Here is a 17,077-nt window from a genome sequence, read left to right as displayed (position 1 = left end):
GCGTCAGGAGACCAGGTTGCCGAAGAACTGCCCGATCGCCACGAAGGCGTTCTTGATGACGTCGAACAGGGCGAGGACGATCTCGGAGGCGCGGTCGGGGCTCTTCACGATCGCGTAGATCAGGAAGATCACGACGAGCCAGATCAGAGCGGTCTTGGCCTTTGCCGGCATCGGGTCCTCACGCAGGTCGGCACGGGTGCGGCGGTCGCACCGTTCCCCCGCAGCGTACTGACGTCCGCGACGGGGGAACGGCTCATTCTGCGGCGCGCCGCGGCACCTGAGACGTCGCGCTCACTCGCCGGCGCGCCGCAGCACCTCGGTGAGGCGGTTCGCGGCGGCGACGACGGCGGCGGAGTGCAGCCGGCCGGGCTGGCGGGTGAGGCGCTCGACCGGTCCGGAGACCGAGACGGCGGCGACCACCTTGCCGGACGGGCCGCGCACGGGCGCCGAGACGCTCGCGACGCCGAGCTCACGTTCCGAGACGGACTGCGCCCACCCGCGCCGGCGCACGCCGGACAGGATCGTCGCCGTGAAGACGGCGTCGCGCAGGCCGCGGTGCAGGCGGTCGGGCTCCTCCCAGGCGAGCAGGATCTGGGCGGCCGAGCCGGCGTGCATCGTGAGCGTCGCGCCGACCGGGATCGAGTCGCGCAGGCCGACCGGACGCTCGGCGGCGGCGACGCACACGCGGTGGTCGGCCTGGCGGCGGTACAGCTGGGCGGACTCGCCGGTGTGGTCGCGCAGCGCGATCAGCACCGGGTTGGCGGCCGCCAGCAGGCGGTCCTCCCCGGCGGCCGTCGCGAGCTCGTTGAGCCGGGGTCCCAGGATGAAGCGTCCCTGCATGTCGCGTGCCACGAGGCGGTGGTGCTCGAGCGCGACGGCAAGGCGGTGTGCCGTGGGGCGCGCGAGGCCCGTCGAGGCCACGAGCTGGGCCAAGGTGGCCGGACCCGACTCCAGAGCGCCGAGCACGGACGCGGCCTTGTCAAGAACGCCGACTCCGCTAGTATCGTCCATAAGGCGATATTGCCGTCTCGGCACGTGAGATTGCAAGTCCGAGGTAACCGAGCCCCTGGCGACCACCAGTCTGAAGGGGACCTGAGAAGGGATTGAGGATGGCCGGCACTCTGGCAGAGAAGGTCTGGGACGCACACCTCGTGCGCCACGGGGCGAACGGAGAGCCCGACCTGCTCTACATCGACCTTCACCTCCTCCACGAGGTCACCTCGCCGCAGGCCTTCGAGGGCCTGCGCCTGGCCGGACGCCCCGTGCGCCGCCCCGACCTCACGATCGCCACCGAGGACCACAACACCCCGACGCTCGACATCGACCTGCCGATCGCGGACCTCACGAGCCGCACGCAGATCGACCAGCTCCGCAAGAACGCCCAGGAGTTCGGCGTCCGCATCCACTCGCTCGGCGACTCGGACCAGGGCATCGTCCACCAGGTGGGCCCCCAGCTCGGCCTGACCATGCCCGGCTTGACCGTCGTCTGTGGCGACTCTCACACCTCGACGCACGGCGCCTTCGGCGCTCTCGCGTTCGGCATCGGCACGTCCGAGGTCGAGCACGTGCTCGCCACGCAGACCCTGCCGCTGCAGCCGTTCAAGACCATGGCCATCACCGTCGACGGCGACCTGCCCGCCGGCGCGACGTCGAAGGACATCATCCTGGCGATCATCGCCAAGATCGGCACCGGCGGCGGCCAGGGCTACGTGCTCGAGTACCGCGGCGAGGCCATCCGTCGTCTGTCGATGGAAGCCCGCATGACCATCTGCAACATGTCGATCGAGGCCGGCGCGCGCGCCGGCATGATCGCCCCGGACGAGACCACGTTCGAGTACCTCCAGGGCCGCCCCCACGCGCCCGAGGGCGCCGAATGGGACGCCGCGGTCGAGTACTGGAAGACGCTCAGGTCCGACGACGACGCGACGTTCGACGCCGAGGTCGTGCTCAAGGCCTCCGACCTCGAGCCCTTCGTCACCTGGGGCACCAACCCCGGCCAGGGCCTGCCCCTGTCGGCCAACGTGCCCGTGCCGGACCAGATCGCCGACGCCAACGAGCGCGTCGCCGCCGAGCGCGCCCTGGAGTACATGGGCCTGGAGCCCGGCACCCCGCTGCGCGACGTCAAGGTCGACACGGTGTTCATCGGCTCGTGCACCAACGGCCGCATCGAGGACCTGCGCTCCGTCGCCAAGGTGCTCAACGGCCGCACCAAGGCCGAGAGTGTCCGCGTGCTCGTGGTCCCGGCGTCGGCGCGCGTGCGCCTCCAGGCCGAGGCCGAGGGCCTCGACACGATCTTCAAGGACTTCGGTGCGGAGTGGCGCAACGCCGGCTGCTCGATGTGCCTCGGCATGAACCCCGACCAGCTCGCGCCGGGGGAGCGCTCGGCGTCGACGTCGAACCGCAACTTCGAGGGTCGCCAGGGCAAGGGCGGCCGCACGCACCTCGTGTCGCCGCTCGTCGCGGCCGCGACCGCGATCCGCGGCACGCTGTCGTCGCTGAGCGACATCGAGGACCTGGGCGACGTCGACCTCACGACGTTCGACGGCACGCCGCTCGACGGCGTGGGCGCCTCCGGCTTCGACGGCTCCGCGCCCGTCGTCGTCGACCTCGGCCTGCCCGTCGCCGCCCGCTGACCGCACCTCTACGCACGAAGGAACCCGGATCATGGAGAAGTTCACCGTCCACACCGGCGTCGGGGTGCCGCTGCGCCGCAGCAACGTCGACACCGACCAGATCATCCCCGCCGTCTACCTCAAGCGGATCACCCGCACGGGGTTCGAGGACGCGCTGTTCGCCGCCTGGCGCGGCGACCCTGCGTTCGTGCTGAACCAGGACGCCTACAAGACCGGCTCCGTGCTGGTCGCCGGCCCCGACTTCGGCACCGGCTCGTCGCGTGAGCACGCGGTGTGGGCCCTGAAGGACTACGGGTTCCGCGTCGTCCTCGCCTCCCGGTTCGCGGACATCTTCCGCGGCAACTCCGGCAAGCAGGGCCTCGTCGCCGGCATTGTCGCGCAGGAGGACATCGAGCTCCTGTGGAAGATCCTCGAGACCCACCCCGGCACCGAGGTGACCGTCGACCTCGAGGCGCGCACCGTCCACGCGGACGACATCACCGTGCCGTTCCAGATCGACGACTACACGCGCTGGCGCCTCATGGAGGGCCTCGACGACATCGGCCTGACCCTCCAGAACGAGGAGGCCATCACCGCCTTCGAGGCCGAGCGCGAGCCGTGGCGCCCGAAGACCCTCCCGGCCAAGCACTGGGAGAAGGTCGAGATCGAGCCGGCCCGCCCGGCACAGGTCTGACGAGCCGCCACTGAGCGAGATCGGGTCGAGGGTTCCGGTTCGCGTCGAGCGCTTCACGCCTCGACCCGCACCGGGAGCCTCGGCCCGACCGCATCTCTAGCCCCGTGGCAGCCGCCTGCGGGCCAGGGTCAGCAGGTGCTCCGGAGTCACCGTGCCCGGGTCCCACCAGCTCTCGACCCACCAGGTGGCACCGGCGTCCGCTGCAGCGGCGAGCTGCTCGCGCGCCTCGCCGTCGTCGGCGGAGAGCTTGCCCTGGACGACCACCTCCCACGGCGTCGCGGGGTCGCGGCGCGAGGCCGCCCACGCGACCAGCTCGGCGACCGCGTCCGGGCCGGCCTCGGCCTCGTCGGGGTTCGAACCGCGCACCTGCGGGACGACGCCGTCCCAGCGCAGCGCGCGGTCCAGCGAGCGCTGGGGCGGCCTGGCTGCGTCCCACACGGCGACCGGCCACACGGGGATGCGCCCGTGGACGGGCCGCTGCGGGAACCGGAACGGGCCGGTGCTGATGTGGGTGCCCTCGAACGAGAACTCCTCGCCCGACCATGACCGCTCCAGCCAGCCGAGCACGTCGTCGAGCAGCTCGGCGCGGTCGCGCAGCGCGGACGGCTGGCCGTGCACGGAGAGGAACGCGCGGTCGGTCGGCGTCCCGACGCCCACGGGGAGCACCAGGCGCCCGCCGGACAGGTGGTCGACCGTCAGGGCCCGCTGCGCCAGCTCCCACGGGCGGTGCCGGGGCGGGGCGAAGACCATCGCCCCGAGCGTGATCCGCTCGGTGACGACGGCGGCGGCGGCGAGGATGCCGAACGGGTCGTAGCAGGGGACGGAGTCGAAGCCCTCCTCGTCGAGGTTCACCCCGTCCCAGGTGAAGAAGCCGTCCCACCCGTGCTGCTCAGCCTCGCGGGCGAGCCGGACCATCTGGGCGGGCGTGCCATAGCTGCCGATCAGACCGATCTTCATGCGCCCAACGTACGAGCAGGCTGTGACACACGTCGCGTCAGCATCCGCTGTGCGGCGCAATAGGCTAGCGCCATGGCTTCTCACTATGACGTCGTCCTCCTCGGGGCGGGACCGGGTGGCTACGTCGCCGCCATCCGGGCTGCCCAGCTCGGCAAGTCCGTCGCGATCATCGAGGAGAAGTACTGGGGCGGTGTGTGCCTCAACGTGGGCTGCATCCCCTCCAAGGCGCTGCTGCGCAACGCGGAGCTCGCGCACATCTTCCACACGCAGAAGGACTTCTTCGGGATGTCCGGCGAGGTCAGCTTCGACTTCGGGCGCGCGTGGGACCGCTCGCGCGAGGTCGCGGACGGCCGCACCAAGGGCGTCCACTTCCTGATGAAGAAGAACAAGATCACGGAGTACGACGGCCGTGGCACGTTCGTCGACGCGAAGACCATCCAGGTCGCGCTGAACAACGGCACCACGGAGACCGTGACCGCCGACAACGTCATCATCGCCACCGGCTCGGAGGTGCGCCTGCTGCCGGGCGTCCAGCTCTCCGACAACATTGTGACGTACGAGACGCAGATCATGACGCGCGAGCTGCCGAAGTCGATCGCCATCGTCGGCGCCGGCGCCATCGGCATGGAGTTCGCGTACGTCCTGAAGAACTACGGCGTGGACGTCACGATCATCGAGTTCCTCGACCGTGCGCTGCCCAACGAGGACGCGGACGTCTCCAAGGAGATCGCCAAGCAGTACAAGAAGCTCGGCGTCACCATCCTGACCTCGACGGCCGTGCAGACCGTCAAGGACAACGGCTCGTCCGTGACCGTCACGTACCAGGGCGTCAAGGACGGCAAGGCCGGCGAGCTCACCGTCGACAAGGTGCTCATGGCCGTCGGGTTCGCCCCGAACGTCAAGGGCTTCGGCCTCGAGAACACCGGCGTCGCCCTGACCGACCGCGGCGCCATCGCCATCGACGACCACATGCGCACCAACGTGCCCGGCGTCTACGCCATCGGCGACGTCACCGCCAAGCTCATGCTCGCCCACGTGGCCGAGGCCATGGGCGTCGTCGCCGCCGAGACCATCGCCGGCGCCGAGACCATGACGCTCGGCGACTACCGCATGATGCCGCGCGCCACGTTCTGCTCCCCGCAGGTCGCGTCGTTCGGCCTCACCGAGGCGCAGGCACGCGACGAGGGGTATGACGTCAAGGTCGCCTCATTCCCGTTCATGGCCAACGGCAAGGCCCACGGCCTCGGCGACCCGACGGGCTTCGTCAAGATCGTCGCCGACGCCAAGTACAACGAGCTGCTCGGCGCCCACATGATCGGCCCGGACGTCTCCGAGATGCTGCCGGAGCTCACCCTGGCCGCCAAGTGGGACCTCACCGCCGACGAGGTCGCGCGCAACGTGCACACCCACCCGACGCTGTCGGAGGCCATCCAGGAGGCCATCCACGGCATCGCGGGGCACATGATCAACTTCTGATCCCACGCGTATGGCGTGATCTGGATCACACCTGGTCAGAGGCCTGGATCTGCGAGTTTTCGCAGGTCCGGGCCTCTTTCTCGTTTCGGGGAGAGGTGGACACCTAGAGACAGAAGAACCCCTGAAGTCCCGATCTGAGGGGCACGCAGGGGGCACGACCAGAGAAGTGACAGGAGCGGATCACGATGGCCGACACGACGGCGAAGCAGCGGCGCGAGGCGTGGGGACGACTGCGGAAGCTGCCGTCCAAGCGGTGGCAGGCTCGGTACCTCGGTCCCGACGGCAGGATGTACTCCGCCCGGACCGAGGACGACCGGCCGCTGACGTTCCTCACCAAGGGGGACGCGCGCGCATGGCTCAACAGGACGCACGGCGCGATCGCCGCAGGGACGTGGGAGCCGCCCGCTGCCGCCGTCGAGCGGCGTGCGCATGAGGCAGAGCAGGCAGCCCGGCGTGACATCACGTTCGCGCAGTTCGCGGACCAGTGGCTCGAGACCATCCGGACCGAGCCGGGTAAGGGCGGCCGGCGTCGTAAGCCCGGCACGGTGCTCGCCTACAAGGGTCGGATCCACAACTACCTCGTCGGGCCGCTCGGGGACCTCAAGGTGCGCGAGATCGACACCGACGTCGTGCGGCGCCTGTCGGCCAGCATCGTCGCGATGCCGTCGCAGCTTCGCCCGGAGGCGAACCACAACGGTGTCGCGGGCGACGCGATCGACACCCTGAAGCTCGTGCTTCGCGCCGCGGTGCGAGAGGGCCTGCTGGACCGGGTGCCCGACGTCGCCACTCCGCAGCGCAAATCGGTGCGCCATGACCAGACGCACACGCCCGAGGACGACGTCGCCACGCCGATCCAGGTCGACGAGCTCTATGAAGCGGCGCCGCCCCGGTGGCGCATCGGCGTGCTGCTCGCGGCGTGGTGCCAGTTGCGCCGGGGAGAGGTGCTCGGGCTGCAGCGGCGGGACATCGTCTGGAACGAGAAGCGAACCGCTGCGACGCTGTACGTCTGGCGGCAGAAGAACGGCACGACCGGTGAGCTGACCGACCCCAAGTCCGACAAGGGGGTCAGGTCGATGGCTGTCCCTCCGCTGATGATCAAGCGACTGGCCGAGCATCTCGACACCCACGTCGGCGAGGAACCGACGTCGCCGGTCATCCCGCGCACGGAACGCGGTAGGACGCACGTCCCTGCAACGGTGTGGAACGACATGTGGGTGAACGTGCGGTCGAAGGTGGCGGGCCTGCCCGACGGCTACCGCTTCCACGACCTGCGCCACACCGGGCTCACGCGATTCGCGCAGGAAGGCGCGACGCTCGCCGAGCTGATGCGTCGCGGCGGGCACGGAGACATCAAGATCGTGCTGCGATACCAGAAGGCCACGATGGACCGGGACATCGAGCTCGCCTCCCGGATGAGCCGAACGGTTGCCGCAGAGCTCAAGAGAGCGAAGGTGCGCGACACCGCAGGGTGACTGGGCAGCGGGGCCGGGCAGTGCGCCGCCCTCGCGCTGTCGGGAGGAGGCGTGGTCAAACGCCACGCGCCGAGGGGATCTCGACGAGGAGTTCGTGTTCGACGTCGTCGAGGTCGACGCGCACGAGGCGACCGATCCGATAGCCGGTGATGGTGCCGTCGGCGATGCGGCGGCGAAGGGTCTTGATCGAGACATGGAAGCGCTCGGCGGCGTCGTGGAGCGACACGAGCTCGTGGTGGGTGGTTCGGGTGGTCATCGGATTCTCCTGTCGTGTGGCGGTTTGGCGTGGGCTCTTCGCTCAGAGGTCGACCGACGGTGGAGGGGGTGCCGGGGGTTCCGGGTGGGCGTCGAGGAACCCGCTGGCTGCTCCGGCGTCGCGGAGGGCGGCGGGGAGGTAGCGGCGGGCGCCGCCGATGGTCCACCCGCCTGCGACGGCCGCGTCGGCGTTGCGGCTAGCAGGCTGGGGGACCTGGCTGGTGGTGATGGCGTGGGCGACGATGCCGGTCAAGGCGGTGCGGTACTCGGCGAGGGTGGCCTCGCGCCCGGCGCCTTGGAGGGTGTAGTCGGAGGTGTCCCAGATCTGCATCTCGGGGCGGAGCGAGCCGAGCATGTTGTCGGGGTGGTCGTCGAAGTACTGGTTGATCGTGGTGATGAACCGCTCGACGGTCACCTGGACCGTGGGGGTGAACGGCACGGTGCCGGTCGGGGCGCCCATGGCTGGCTTCGCCAGGAGGATCAGGTCGATGACGTCGTCGGTGCCGGCCTGTTCGCGCAGGATGCCGGCAGGGAAGCGGATGGCGCCGAGGAAGTCGGCCTCGTTGGTGATCTCGGTGCGGGCCCGGGTGGGGGCGCGGTCCATGAGGGAGTGGTTCGCGAGGATGGCGGTCAGCCCGCCCGGTTTGGTCAGGTGGACGGCGGCGAGGGTCTTTACGTGGTGGAGCTCGGTGCGCAGTTCGTGGCGGGCGGTCCCGCGGAGTTGGACGTCGAGCCAGGGCAGGGAGGCGATGACGAGGTCGTAGTCGCCGGGTCCGCCCTTGAGGCCGGGGGTGTTCGGGGCGTGGTCGGCGTCGACGCGTGGGGTCAGGTGCGCGGTGATGAAGTCGATGGGGTGGTCGACGGCGGTGGGCAGGTTGAGCAGGGTGGGGGCGCCGTCGCCCTGGACGAGGACGTCGCCGCCGTCGAACCCGAGGGCGCGTAGTGCCTGCCAGAGCGGGGTGCGCAGCGCCTTGTAGTTGTCGTGGGCGCTGGTGCCCATGTGGTCTGCCAGGGCGGTGACGTCGGCTTGTCGGTGCATGTCGGCGTCGGGGTAGTCCATCACGCACCGTCCTCGTCGAGGGTGGTGACGGTGGCGGCGAGGACGGCGTCGCGGTAGGCGACGTCGGCGTTGACGGTGGCGCGGAAGTCCTCGTCGCGGTCAGTCAGGATGCGGTCCGGTCCGGCGTCCACGCCGTCGTTCTGGTCGCCCGGCCAGGTGGGGACGAGGGTCGGGCGGTCCGATGTCGCGGCGGTGCCGCAGGCCGAGACCCATTCGCGCAGCCGCTGGCGTGCCTCGCGGAAGTCGCGGTGCCACTGGAGCGGCGCCGAGAGGGAGGCGCCGTCGCCGTAGCAGGCGAGCCAGTGCTGATGCAGCGCGGACAGCTCCCAGACGAGCTCGTCGTGCCGGTGCCAGAACGGTGGGATTTCCAGGGTCGAGATGCCGTAGGCGCGGCGCAGCCAGGTGACCCAGGCGTCCAGGGTGCACCACTGCTCGGCGGCCTGCCCGGGGCCGAGCTCGTTCCAGTTCACCGGGCCGGGCGCGAACTCGTCGGGAAGCATGCCGCCGCGGCCCGTCATCGCGCCACCGCCACAGTTCGCGCGGTCGCGGCGGCCAGCGCTGCCGGGCGCGAGAGGGTGCGGCGTCGGAAGGGGAGCGCGGTCGGCGGGTGGGTGCGGTCCACCGAGTACGTCGTGGTCCAGGCCTCGTGGCCCCACCAGTTGACGACGAACTCCTCCCCGTCGCGTTCCTCGCCGTCGGACAGGTACTCGTACTCGCGCACGAACCCGGCGGCGATGACGACGTCGCCGTACCGGAGGCGGGTGCGGGCCCGCTCCGCGGGGTGGCCGTATGCGACAAGGTTGTGGAACGACTCGGCCGGCCCGCTCATCGAGCCGTCCGGCTGCTCACGGCGGGCGACGACCTTGATGCGGGCGAAGAACCGGACCTCGCCGCGGTTCGTCTTCCTCCACTGCGGCTTCGAGGCGATCTCACCGACGATGCACAGCCGGGTCGGGATGGTCACGGTGACCTCCGGGCACTCCACGCGGCGCCTGGGGGACGGTCACCGCTCCTGGAGGTCAGGTGTGCATGACGCGTTCACCGACCGGGGACAGCGGGTACTTTGGTACTCTGATACTTAGTGGACTCGTAGGGAGGCACCGCCATGGCGACCACCGCGCCGATCAAGGTCGACACCGAGACGGACGAGCTTGTCTCGCACGCCGCCCATTTCCTGTCGCGCTCGAAGAAGGACATCGTCGACGCAGCAGTGCGTGAGTACATCGACACCCACCGCGACGAGATCAACGCGGGGATCAAGGCGGCACTTGGCCGGTTGAACGGCACCGACGAGACAGCCGTCGCCGTCATGACAGGCCTGAGCGAAGAGGAGCTCGACGATCTCGGCGGCATGCCCGCGTGACGGAGAGCGGTTCGGAACGGGTCCGCCCGACCAGGCGCTGCCTGGGTGATCTCGGCGTGGATGTCCCCGATCTTGGACTGCCTCTCGACGAGGTCGATCATCCAGTCGTCGTGGCTGCGCAGATGGTCCCGAAGCAGCGCGATGCAGGTGGTGTCGAACGGGTGCTCTCGCTGGCCGACCGCGTCTGGTTCAAGGTCAAGACAGGTGACCGGCGTGCGGTGGTGACACACCTCAGTCGTGTGGAACGGCCTGAGGATCTCCCGGATCGGGTTGGCGCGTGGTGGCTGGGCGCTGCTGGTCGCCGCCAGAACGACAGCCCGCAGCGCGACTTCTATGCCTCGATCCAGCGCGAGTCGAGGACGGGTCGAACGGTCTCGACGACCTGGCGATCATCGCTGAAGGCATCCCCGACCCGGCGGTGTTCGCACGCTGCTGGACTGCGTGCCGGGGGTGGCCGCCGATGACTGGCAACCTGAATCGTCCGAGATCGCCGGCATGAACCCTGAGCCGGGCGAGATCATCTGGTCGACGCTGCTGCCCACGGACGTCGCCAGCACGATCCTGGGGCTCGAAGCCGGGTGGGACTCGCCGGGCGCGCACTGACCGCAGTCAGTCCGTACGCGTTGTTCGGCGCGACGCGGCGCGCCCAACCCGCAGCGTCTTGACGCCTTCGGCGAGCCCAACGGCTGGACTCGACCGCAGGAGGCTCTCCGTCTCTGCCTGGTCGGCGAGCAGCTGCTTGCGATCCTTGCGGGACCGCCACGGTCGTAAGTCGGCGACCATCGGCGCGACGGAGCGCAGCAGGATCAGTGCCTTGCCGCGGGGGATGCCGCGCAGCTCCTGCGGGGACATGACCGGCACGCGGCGCAGGGATGCCTGGGTGGATGTGGTCCCGTCGGCGCTGGTCGAGGTGGAGTGGGTGGTCTCGTCGTGGTCGCCGAGGAGGGCGGAGACGTCTTGGAGGTCGCGGGCGACGGCGGAGCCGCCGAGGTTGATCTTGACGATGGCGGCGTCCCAGATGGCGCTGGCCTTCTCGGTGCCCCAGGCGTTGCGTGCCTGTGCCCAGGATTGCAGGACGGGCATGACGGTGATGCCGGACCCGCCGCCGTCGGACATGAGCGTGTGCAGGGTGGGCAGGGGTGCGAGGTTGCCGATCTCGTCGAGCGCGAGGAGCAGCGGCGGGTCCAGTCGTTGGTGTGGGGACCGGGCGGCGATGCGTTTGGCGGTCTCGGTGATGTCCTCGATGAACGCCCCGACGAGCGGTGCGACACCGCCCGAGCCGGCGCTGGTGGCGAGCAGGTAGAGGGTGCCGCCCGCGCGCAGGAACACTTCGGGGTCGAAGTGCTCGCCGGGGCCGGGGCTGACGGCGTCCATCACGGCGCGGGTGTTCAGGGAACCGAGGGCGAGGGAGACGCCGCCCCACACGGAGTCGCGGGTGCGCGGGTCGGCGTTGATCTGCGCGTTGAGGGTCTCGGCCCAGCGGGGTGCCGCGTCGGGGTGGGCGGCGAAGATCGCGACGGCTTCCTGGGCGGCGGCGGGGGTCTTGGACCATAGGTAGAGGTCGGCGGGGGAGCGGGCGGCGAGGGCGGCGGCGTGTAGGAGGCATTCGAGGACGTTGCGGGTCAGGCCCTGCCAGTAACCGGAGTTGTCGGTGTCGTGCCCGCCGAACCCGGTCGTCGACGCAAGGCCTCGTGCCCGTAGAGAGGCGACCTCCTCGTCCTCGCAGCCGCGGATGGGGGACCACCGAAGCGAGGTTGCCAGTCCGGGGGCGAGGTGTTGTGGGTCGAACACGGCGACCGGGCCGCGACGTTCGCGAGCCTGGTACGTGATGGCGAGGGTGTCGGGGCGGGTGGACGTGGTCACGACGGCGCCGGGTGCGTCGAGGATCGCGTTGATGACGATGTGCTCGCCCTTGCCCATGCGTGGTGGGCCGATGACGAGGAACGAGTCCTCGACCGAGGCCCAGAGTTTGCGGCCGCGGTAGGTGCCGAGGAGGTACCCGACATCGGTAGGCCGCCGACGCCGGTCCAGGGGCGGGCGCAGGTACCTCGACCGCTTCAGCAGCGCCCGGGCCGAGGCGTGGCGGGCGACGTCGGCCCTTGTCGCGAAGCCATCTGTGCGCGAGCTGCCCGGCCGGAAGACCCGCCAGCCGAGGACGGTGACCACCCCGACGGCGAGAGCAAGCGCCGCCAGGATCGACCAGTAGGCGAGCGGGCTGAGCCCCGGCACCTCGAACACCCCTGCCGGGTCGCTCGGGTGTGCGAGCACGCGGAAGCCCACGACGAGCCCGCCCCGGGGTTGTGGGTGCCCGGTCAGGTGGGCCGTGAGGGCTGCGGCCGCGCGTAGGAGCCCCGCGAGTGTGAGGCCGACGACGATGGCGCCGAGACCCATGTTCGTCAGGGTGTCGTTGCCGGATCGCGTCGCCCGCGGCGTGGTCACGCGGCGCTCCGGGGTTGCGCGTGGGGGTCGTGGACGACGACGGAGCCGGAGGTGTGCCCGAGGAGCAACATCGTGAACGGCCGCCCCGCGAGGAGCCCGGGCGGTAGGCGCAGGCTCGCCACCCCGTCGGCGTCGGCGTCGGCGTTCGAGACGACGACGGCGATCGAGACGTTCTCCCCGGGCTGGAACCCGCCCTGGGAGACCCCGAACACCGACCCGCCGCCGGTGTACCGGACCGTCTGCGAGGGTCGCGTTGGGACAGGTGGGCTCGCGTGCTGGCGGTGCTCCTCGGGGATCAGGAACTCGCAGTCCTGTGTCCCGTCGGCCAGGCGGATGTCGACGCGGGTCCGCTCGCCCGTGTGCGCTGCCAGGACGTCGAGAACCATCCCGATCGCGGGCTTGCCGATCGGGGCCCACTCCGCGGCGCCGCCGAACGGCCGGCCGTCGACGCGGACGTCGAGGGTGCCGTCGTCGAGCTCGGTGATCGACGCGCGCCGCAGCGTGCCCGGCGAGGACGTCGGGTGCTTCACAGGTCTGCCCCGCTTCGTGCGGGCACGCGCTGCGAGGCCACGGGCGCGGCCGGGGGTTGCCTCGTCGCGGTGCGGAGGCCGGGCGGTTCGCCGTTGCCGACCTGGACCGTGTCGAGCCGGTCAAGGATCGTCACGGCGGCCTTGCGGACACGGTCGGCGGTCTCGATGACAACGTCGACCGGTGTCTTGCCCTCAACGGACGACGCCCACGTCGTCACGTACGGGACCGTGTACGTGCTCGTGTCCAGGCCGTGAGCGGCGCCGACCATGAGCGCGACCGACTCGGCCTCGACCTCCGCGATCCCGCGATGCTGGACGGCGTCCGGGTTGTCCGGGCCGTGGAGCATGACGTGGCCCAGCTCGTGTGCCAACGTCTTGACCCGGGCGGCGTCGTCCATGTCATCGCGGACGAAGACCGACCTCGCGCGGTAGTCGGTCAGGCCGTTCGCGCCACCGATGGTGACCGCGTCGGGGACGCGCTCGACCTGGAACCCTCGCTCGGCGACCTGCTGGGCAAGGCCGTCCCAGAGGCCATCGGGTGCCTGCCCGACGAGGAGCTGCGGCATCGGCGGCTCGGGGAGTGGATCACCGTCGGTCTGCGAGACATCGAAGACCGTCGCCGGGCGCACGCCGACGAGCCGTGACCGCTGCGTCTCGCCCGACGCGGCACGCTCGCCGGGCTCGAGGCGGCGCCACGGGCCGGTCGCCGGATTCGTCGCGACGAGCCGCTGCGTCACGGGAGCCACGATCACGTACCCGTGCTGGCCGCGCCGAACCTGACGACCGAGCGACTGCCACTGCCGGTAGCCGGCCACATACGTCGGGACCGGCTCGGGGACCGTGCCCGCCTCGAACGCCGCGGCATGCTGAACGTAGATCAGCATCGTGTTCGAAAAGCTGCGGCTGGTGAACCGGCTCGCAAACTCCAGGGCCCGCCGCCAGTCAGCATCCGTCGTCAACGCCCCGACGGCCGCCACGAGCTGCTCGTGGACGGCGTCGAGCTTGGCCTCACGCTCGGTGGTTGAGGAACGGGTGACATGCATGACGAGCCTCCACTGATGGGTCTCGTCATGGAGGTGTTCGCGTGGATCACTCGAGGCCCGCGCGTTACCCGGGAGGCGATGGGTCCAGTAACCGCGAACCCGGGGTGCATCCCGGTGTTCGGGGGCGGCGTGTGGACGGCAAGCAGCACCCGCCCTTTCGAATTTTACGAATTCTGGCTACGATGAAACCATGTCGATCGAGAGTGTTGCGCCCGAGGAGCGCCCGGTTCTGCCCCCGGCGGACCTGGCGCAGATGCTAGAGCTCTCTCACTTCCTCGCGGCGCATGCTGAGCCGGCCGTCTTGCTGGGACCGGACGGTGAGCAGGTTCCGCTGCCGATCGAGCTGTACGAGGTCTTGGTCCAGGTCGTCGGCGCGATGAAGGAAGGTAAGGCGGTCACCGTCGCGCCGTTGAGTCAGCGTCTGACGACGCAAGAGGCGGCCGACCTGCTGGGAATCAGCCGCCCGACGCTCGTCAAGCTCCTCGATGACAACCAGTTGCCGTACGAGCAGCCTGGAGTGGGCCGACATCGTCGACTGCGTCTCAGTGACGTCCTTGAGTATCGAGATCGGCGTCGGATCGAGCGTCGACTTCGCCTGGAGGAGATGACACGTCAGGCGGGTGAAGACGGCCTCTATGGCGCGTCCGCCGACGACTACAGCGACGCCCTCGACCGCGCGCGACACGAAGGCTGAGGGGTGGCGCACTTCGCCGCGGTACTCGACGCGAACGTTCTGGTCCCGGTTGCTCTCGCCGATACGCTTCTGCGTCTCGCGGAGCGTGAACTGTTCCGCCCGGTGTGGAGCGAGCGAATCCTTGACGAGGTGCGTCGCGCGATGCGCGCGGTGCGACCCGATCTGGGGCCGTCACGGATCGAGTCTCGCCTACGTGCCATGAACGAGGTTTTCGATGATGCGTGTGTCCGAGGGTGGGAGCCACTCGTGCCCGGACTCGAGCTGCCCGACCCGGACGACCGGCATGTTGTTGCCGCTGCCATCCGCAGCCATGCCGAGCTTGTCGTGACGCGCAACCTCGACGACTTCCCGGACACGGCGCTTGCGCCGCTGGGCATCCATGCACTCTCGCCTGACGAGTTCCTCCTCGATCAACTCGATCTCGATCCCAACAGCACCCTTGCCGTCATCGCCGAGCAGGCATCTGCGATGAGGCGCCCGCCGGCCAGCGTCGGCGACGTCCTTGCCGCGCTCGATCTCGCTGGCGCACCGGACTTCGCGTCGGCCGTGCGAGACCGACTTCTCTGAGGGGCCGGCCCGCAACCGCGTGACGAGATCCGCGACGGTCCATGCATGCGGTCTGGGTGCGCCGAGACCTGCAACTTCTTCCTCGTCTCGTCCGCGCCCCTCTAGAGTGACGACTCGTGGACACTGAACTGGCTCATCACAGAGCGGGGTGTAGTTGCGGTCTGAAGCCTCCGGTCTCGAGGATGGATCTGGCGATGTAGTTCGTCAGGTTCCGGAAGCCGAGGGCGGAGCCGCGTAGGTGCTCGAGCCGTCCGTTGATCGCTTCGGTGGGTCCGTTGCTCGTGCCGGGGCGGTCGAAGAACGCGAGCACGTCGGCGGCACGCTTCTTGAGGGTGGCGCCGAGGGTGGTGATCTCGACGAGCGGCTTCGGGACTCCTGAACCTGAATCCACCGTCGATGGTTCTTGATGGTCGTCGGTGGCGTTTCGGGGAGCGTGGTTGTGGATAACCGGAGATGGGCGTGCGGAACCCGCCGCTCTGGACGGCTCTTCCACTGCGGTTCTCCGGTCGTGCCCGTCGGGGCTGGGTGGTCAGGACGTTGCTGGGGCGGGTGGGCCGACGGCGTGGTCCCACAGGCTGGTCCACGCGGCCTGCCAGGGCCACCGGTCGGGGAGGTGCATGACCAGCCGCCTCCCGGTGGCCGCGAGGCGGGCCGGGGTGGAGATGATCGTGCGGAGCATGGTGGCCATGCGGGCCTTGCCCGTGCCGGCGGCGACGGCCGCGGCGCGGGAGATGTTGAACGCCATGACCGCGAAGGCGAGCCAGGCGGCGTTCGCGGCGAACTTCCCCGAGGGCAGGTGGGCCAGGGGGCCGGCCTTGAGCTCGGCGATGACCTGCTCGACGATCGCATGCCCTCGGTGATACCGGTCTGCTTCTACCGCGGGCAGGGTGGTGTTGGTGATGAAGGCGTGGTGGCGGTAGACGTCGAACAGTTCGCCCTGCCCGGTGGCGGGCGCCTGCCCGAGCCGCTTCACACGCCGCACGACCAGCCGGCAGACCACCTGCTCGGACTTCTTCTTGGAGACGAACGCGGTGAACGAGGTCTCGGCGACCTCGGCCTCGGAGACCCACTGCCCGGTCTCCTCGTCGAGGATCGCGTTCGGGTACTGGATCGCGGTCCACGCCTGCTCGGGGATCTGGGAGATCGCCGTGGTCACGGTCCTCCACGCCGGGATCGTGAAGGAGAACCACGCCCCCGCCTTGAGCGCGGCTGCGACGTTCTTGGCCGTGGCGAACGCGGAGTCCCCGCGCACCCACACCCGCTGGGCGGGGCCGGTCACCGCCTTGACGGTCGTCAGGGTTCGCTTGAGGTGCCAGTCGGCGCTCTTGCCCGACCTCGTCGACCCCTGACGCAGCGAGCACTCCGCGATCAGCGGCGCCGTGGACGGCGTGCTGATCGTCGTGATCATCGCGTTCAGCCCGCGCACCCCGGAATACCCGAACCCGGCACCATCCTTGGCGTACCCGTGGACCTCGCGGATCGTGTCGTCCACGTCGACGAACACCAGGTCGTCCTCCCCGACCAGGGCGGGGACCTTCGCGGCAAGCCCGCCCAGCAGGCGACGGTGCGCGGCGTGCAGTTGCAGCACGTGCCCGTGGGTGAACGAACGCAGGAAAGTCCCGATCGTCGACGGCGCCCGCACCGGACCCAGCACCCGGGCGGTGCCACCCGCGCGCAGCAGGTTCAGGTCATCGATGCTGTCCGCCCCGGCCAGCATCCCCGCAACCACCGTGCGCACCTTCGCCGCCAGGTTCGCGGCCGGCAGCGTGCACGCCTCGTCGATCGCCTCGGACAACCCGGCCGACTCGGCCAGTTCCAGCACCGGTACCAGGCCTGCTGCGGACACGAGTTTGGGATCGTCGAACACCGGCACGACGCCGTGGCATGCTCTCACTTACCGGGTGCCCCTCTGCTT

General features: G+C 70.1%; 19 protein-coding genes and 1 pseudogene. 8 read left to right on the top strand and 12 right to left on the bottom strand.

Annotated elements, in window-relative coordinates:
- Positions 1–3: 3 nt before the first annotated feature.
- Both ET471_RS17815 and ET471_RS00200 read right to left on the bottom strand, forming a co-directional pair.
- A complete protein-coding gene (locus ET471_RS17815; RefSeq protein WP_165350334.1) occupies positions 4–171 on the bottom strand; it encodes a hypothetical protein in 168 nt (55 codons plus the stop codon).
- 120 nt (positions 172–291) lie between these two features.
- Entirely contained in the window at positions 292–1,011 is a 720-nt protein-coding gene (locus tag ET471_RS00200) for an IclR family transcriptional regulator (protein ID WP_129186065.1), read from the bottom strand.
- A gap of 98 nt (positions 1,012–1,109) precedes the next feature.
- On the opposite strand from ET471_RS00200, the gene leuC reads away from it, so the two are divergent.
- On the top strand, positions 1,110–2,633 hold the full coding sequence (leuC, locus tag ET471_RS00195) for a 3-isopropylmalate dehydratase large subunit (protein ID WP_129186064.1): 1,524 nt from the start codon (positions 1,110–1,112) through the stop codon (positions 2,631–2,633).
- 31 nt (positions 2,634–2,664) lie between these two features.
- Complete coding sequence (leuD, locus tag ET471_RS00190; RefSeq protein WP_129186063.1) at positions 2,665–3,306, top strand: 3-isopropylmalate dehydratase small subunit; 642 nt, start codon at positions 2,665–2,667, stop codon at positions 3,304–3,306.
- A 96-nt stretch (positions 3,307–3,402) separates the two neighbouring features.
- On the opposite strand, the gene ET471_RS00185 is transcribed toward leuD, so the two are convergent.
- On the bottom strand, positions 3,403–4,263 hold the full coding sequence (locus tag ET471_RS00185) for an LLM class flavin-dependent oxidoreductase (protein ID WP_129186062.1): 861 nt from the start codon (positions 4,261–4,263) through the stop codon (positions 3,403–3,405).
- Positions 4,264–4,335: 72 nt separating this feature from the next.
- Between ET471_RS00185 and lpdA the strand changes: the two genes are divergently transcribed.
- On the top strand, positions 4,336–5,739 hold the full coding sequence (lpdA, locus tag ET471_RS00180) for a dihydrolipoyl dehydrogenase (RefSeq protein WP_129186061.1): 1,404 nt from the start codon (positions 4,336–4,338) through the stop codon (positions 5,737–5,739).
- Positions 5,740–5,924: 185 nt separating this feature from the next.
- The gene (locus ET471_RS00175; protein ID WP_129186060.1) at positions 5,925–7,211 is read left to right on the top strand and encodes a tyrosine-type recombinase/integrase; all 1,287 of its coding nucleotides are present in this window, start codon (positions 5,925–5,927) and stop codon (positions 7,209–7,211) included.
- A 55-nt stretch (positions 7,212–7,266) separates the two neighbouring features.
- Here ET471_RS00175 and ET471_RS00170 read toward each other — a convergent pair whose 3' ends face one another.
- From ET471_RS00170 to ET471_RS00155, 4 genes are read right to left on the bottom strand one after another with little or no spacing between them, the layout of a single operon-like run.
- Positions 7,267–7,467: a helix-turn-helix domain-containing protein gene (locus ET471_RS00170; RefSeq protein ID WP_129186059.1), complete on the bottom strand. Its 201-nt coding sequence runs from the start codon at positions 7,465–7,467 to the stop codon at positions 7,267–7,269.
- Positions 7,468–7,509: 42 nt separating this feature from the next.
- A complete protein-coding gene (locus ET471_RS00165) occupies positions 7,510–8,526 on the bottom strand; it encodes a class I SAM-dependent methyltransferase (RefSeq protein WP_129186058.1) in 1,017 nt (338 codons plus the stop codon).
- Positions 8,526–9,044: a hypothetical protein gene (locus ET471_RS00160; protein WP_129186057.1), complete on the bottom strand. Its 519-nt coding sequence runs from the start codon at positions 9,042–9,044 to the stop codon at positions 8,526–8,528. Before ET471_RS00160 ends, ET471_RS00165 begins: the two co-directional genes overlap by 1 nt.
- Complete coding sequence (locus tag ET471_RS00155; protein ID WP_129186056.1) at positions 9,041–9,490, bottom strand: single-stranded DNA-binding protein; 450 nt, start codon at positions 9,488–9,490, stop codon at positions 9,041–9,043. Before ET471_RS00155 ends, ET471_RS00160 begins: the two co-directional genes overlap by 4 nt.
- Before the next feature lie 141 nt (positions 9,491–9,631).
- On the opposite strand from ET471_RS00155, the gene ET471_RS00150 reads away from it, so the two are divergent.
- Positions 9,632–9,889, top strand: coding sequence for a hypothetical protein (locus tag ET471_RS00150; protein WP_129186055.1), 258 nt, complete (start codon positions 9,632–9,634; stop codon positions 9,887–9,889).
- Complete coding sequence (locus tag ET471_RS00145; RefSeq protein WP_207207303.1) at positions 9,886–10,353, top strand: hypothetical protein; 468 nt, start codon at positions 9,886–9,888, stop codon at positions 10,351–10,353. Before ET471_RS00150 ends, ET471_RS00145 begins: the two co-directional genes overlap by 4 nt.
- A gap of 145 nt (positions 10,354–10,498) precedes the next feature.
- On the opposite strand, the gene ET471_RS00140 is transcribed toward ET471_RS00145, so the two are convergent.
- From ET471_RS00140 to ET471_RS00130, 3 genes are read right to left on the bottom strand one after another with little or no spacing between them, the layout of a single operon-like run.
- The gene (locus tag ET471_RS00140; RefSeq protein WP_207207363.1) at positions 10,499–12,280 is read right to left on the bottom strand and encodes a type IV secretory system conjugative DNA transfer family protein; all 1,782 of its coding nucleotides are present in this window, start codon (positions 12,278–12,280) and stop codon (positions 10,499–10,501) included.
- A 44-nt stretch (positions 12,281–12,324) separates the two neighbouring features.
- The gene (locus tag ET471_RS00135) at positions 12,325–12,858 is read right to left on the bottom strand and encodes a hypothetical protein (protein ID WP_129186053.1); all 534 of its coding nucleotides are present in this window, start codon (positions 12,856–12,858) and stop codon (positions 12,325–12,327) included.
- Positions 12,855–13,901, bottom strand: a complete 1,047-nt coding sequence (locus ET471_RS00130; protein WP_129186052.1) for an ArdC-like ssDNA-binding domain-containing protein — start codon at positions 13,899–13,901, stop codon at positions 12,855–12,857. The genes ET471_RS00135 and ET471_RS00130 overlap by 4 nt, the downstream gene beginning before the upstream one ends.
- Before the next feature lie 190 nt (positions 13,902–14,091).
- Here ET471_RS00130 and ET471_RS00125 point away from each other — a divergent pair, with 190 nt between their 5' ends.
- A complete protein-coding gene (locus ET471_RS00125; RefSeq protein ID WP_129186051.1) occupies positions 14,092–14,595 on the top strand; it encodes an excisionase family DNA-binding protein in 504 nt (167 codons plus the stop codon).
- A 3-nt stretch (positions 14,596–14,598) separates the two neighbouring features.
- Complete coding sequence (locus tag ET471_RS00120; RefSeq protein ID WP_129186050.1) at positions 14,599–15,162, top strand: PIN domain-containing protein; 564 nt, start codon at positions 14,599–14,601, stop codon at positions 15,160–15,162.
- Between the two features lie 136 nt (positions 15,163–15,298).
- On the opposite strand, the pseudogene ET471_RS00115 reads toward ET471_RS00120, so the two are convergent.
- Both ET471_RS00115 and ET471_RS00110 read right to left on the bottom strand, forming a co-directional pair.
- Positions 15,299–15,544: pseudogene (locus tag ET471_RS00115) on the bottom strand (transposase); the annotation flags it as partial.
- Positions 15,545–15,691: 147 nt separating this feature from the next.
- On the bottom strand, positions 15,692–17,056 hold the full coding sequence (locus tag ET471_RS00110) for an IS1380 family transposase (RefSeq protein ID WP_425356557.1): 1,365 nt from the start codon (positions 17,054–17,056) through the stop codon (positions 15,692–15,694).
- Between the last annotated feature and the right edge of the window lie 21 nt (positions 17,057–17,077).

The sequence above is a fragment of the Xylanimonas protaetiae genome (assembly GCF_004135385.1).
Taxonomy (GTDB): domain Bacteria; phylum Actinomycetota; class Actinomycetes; order Actinomycetales; family Cellulomonadaceae; genus Xylanimonas; species Xylanimonas protaetiae.
This window is presented reverse-complemented; position numbering and strand designations above follow the sequence as displayed.

What these genes read in the sequence shown, in the direction of transcription:
- leuC (WP_129186064.1), top strand. Translation starts at nt 1,110, where the DNA reads ATGGCCGGCACTCTGGCAGAGAAGGTCTGGGACGCACACCTCGTGCGC.
- ET471_RS00140 (WP_207207363.1), bottom strand. Translation starts at nt 12,280, where the DNA reads ATGGGTCTCGGCGCCATCGTCGTCGGCCTCACACTCGCGGGGCTCCTA.
- ET471_RS00160 (WP_129186057.1), bottom strand. Translation starts at nt 9,044, where the DNA reads ATGACGGGCCGCGGCGGCATGCTTCCCGACGAGTTCGCGCCCGGCCCG.
- ET471_RS00130 (WP_129186052.1), bottom strand. Translation starts at nt 13,901, where the DNA reads ATGCATGTCACCCGTTCCTCAACCACCGAGCGTGAGGCCAAGCTCGAC.
- leuD (WP_129186063.1), top strand. Translation starts at nt 2,665, where the DNA reads ATGGAGAAGTTCACCGTCCACACCGGCGTCGGGGTGCCGCTGCGCCGC.
- ET471_RS00165 (WP_129186058.1), bottom strand. Translation starts at nt 8,526, where the DNA reads ATGGACTACCCCGACGCCGACATGCACCGACAAGCCGACGTCACCGCC.
- ET471_RS00175 (WP_129186060.1), top strand. Translation starts at nt 5,925, where the DNA reads ATGGCCGACACGACGGCGAAGCAGCGGCGCGAGGCGTGGGGACGACTG.
- ET471_RS17815 (WP_165350334.1), bottom strand. Translation starts at nt 171, where the DNA reads ATGCCGGCAAAGGCCAAGACCGCTCTGATCTGGCTCGTCGTGATCTTC.
- ET471_RS00170 (WP_129186059.1), bottom strand. Translation starts at nt 7,467, where the DNA reads ATGACCACCCGAACCACCCACCACGAGCTCGTGTCGCTCCACGACGCC.
- ET471_RS00200 (WP_129186065.1), bottom strand. Translation starts at nt 1,011, where the DNA reads ATGGACGATACTAGCGGAGTCGGCGTTCTTGACAAGGCCGCGTCCGTG.
- ET471_RS00125 (WP_129186051.1), top strand. Translation starts at nt 14,092, where the DNA reads ATGTCGATCGAGAGTGTTGCGCCCGAGGAGCGCCCGGTTCTGCCCCCG.
- ET471_RS00150 (WP_129186055.1), top strand. Translation starts at nt 9,632, where the DNA reads ATGGCGACCACCGCGCCGATCAAGGTCGACACCGAGACGGACGAGCTT.
- lpdA (WP_129186061.1), top strand. Translation starts at nt 4,336, where the DNA reads ATGGCTTCTCACTATGACGTCGTCCTCCTCGGGGCGGGACCGGGTGGC.
- ET471_RS00185 (WP_129186062.1), bottom strand. Translation starts at nt 4,263, where the DNA reads ATGAAGATCGGTCTGATCGGCAGCTATGGCACGCCCGCCCAGATGGTC.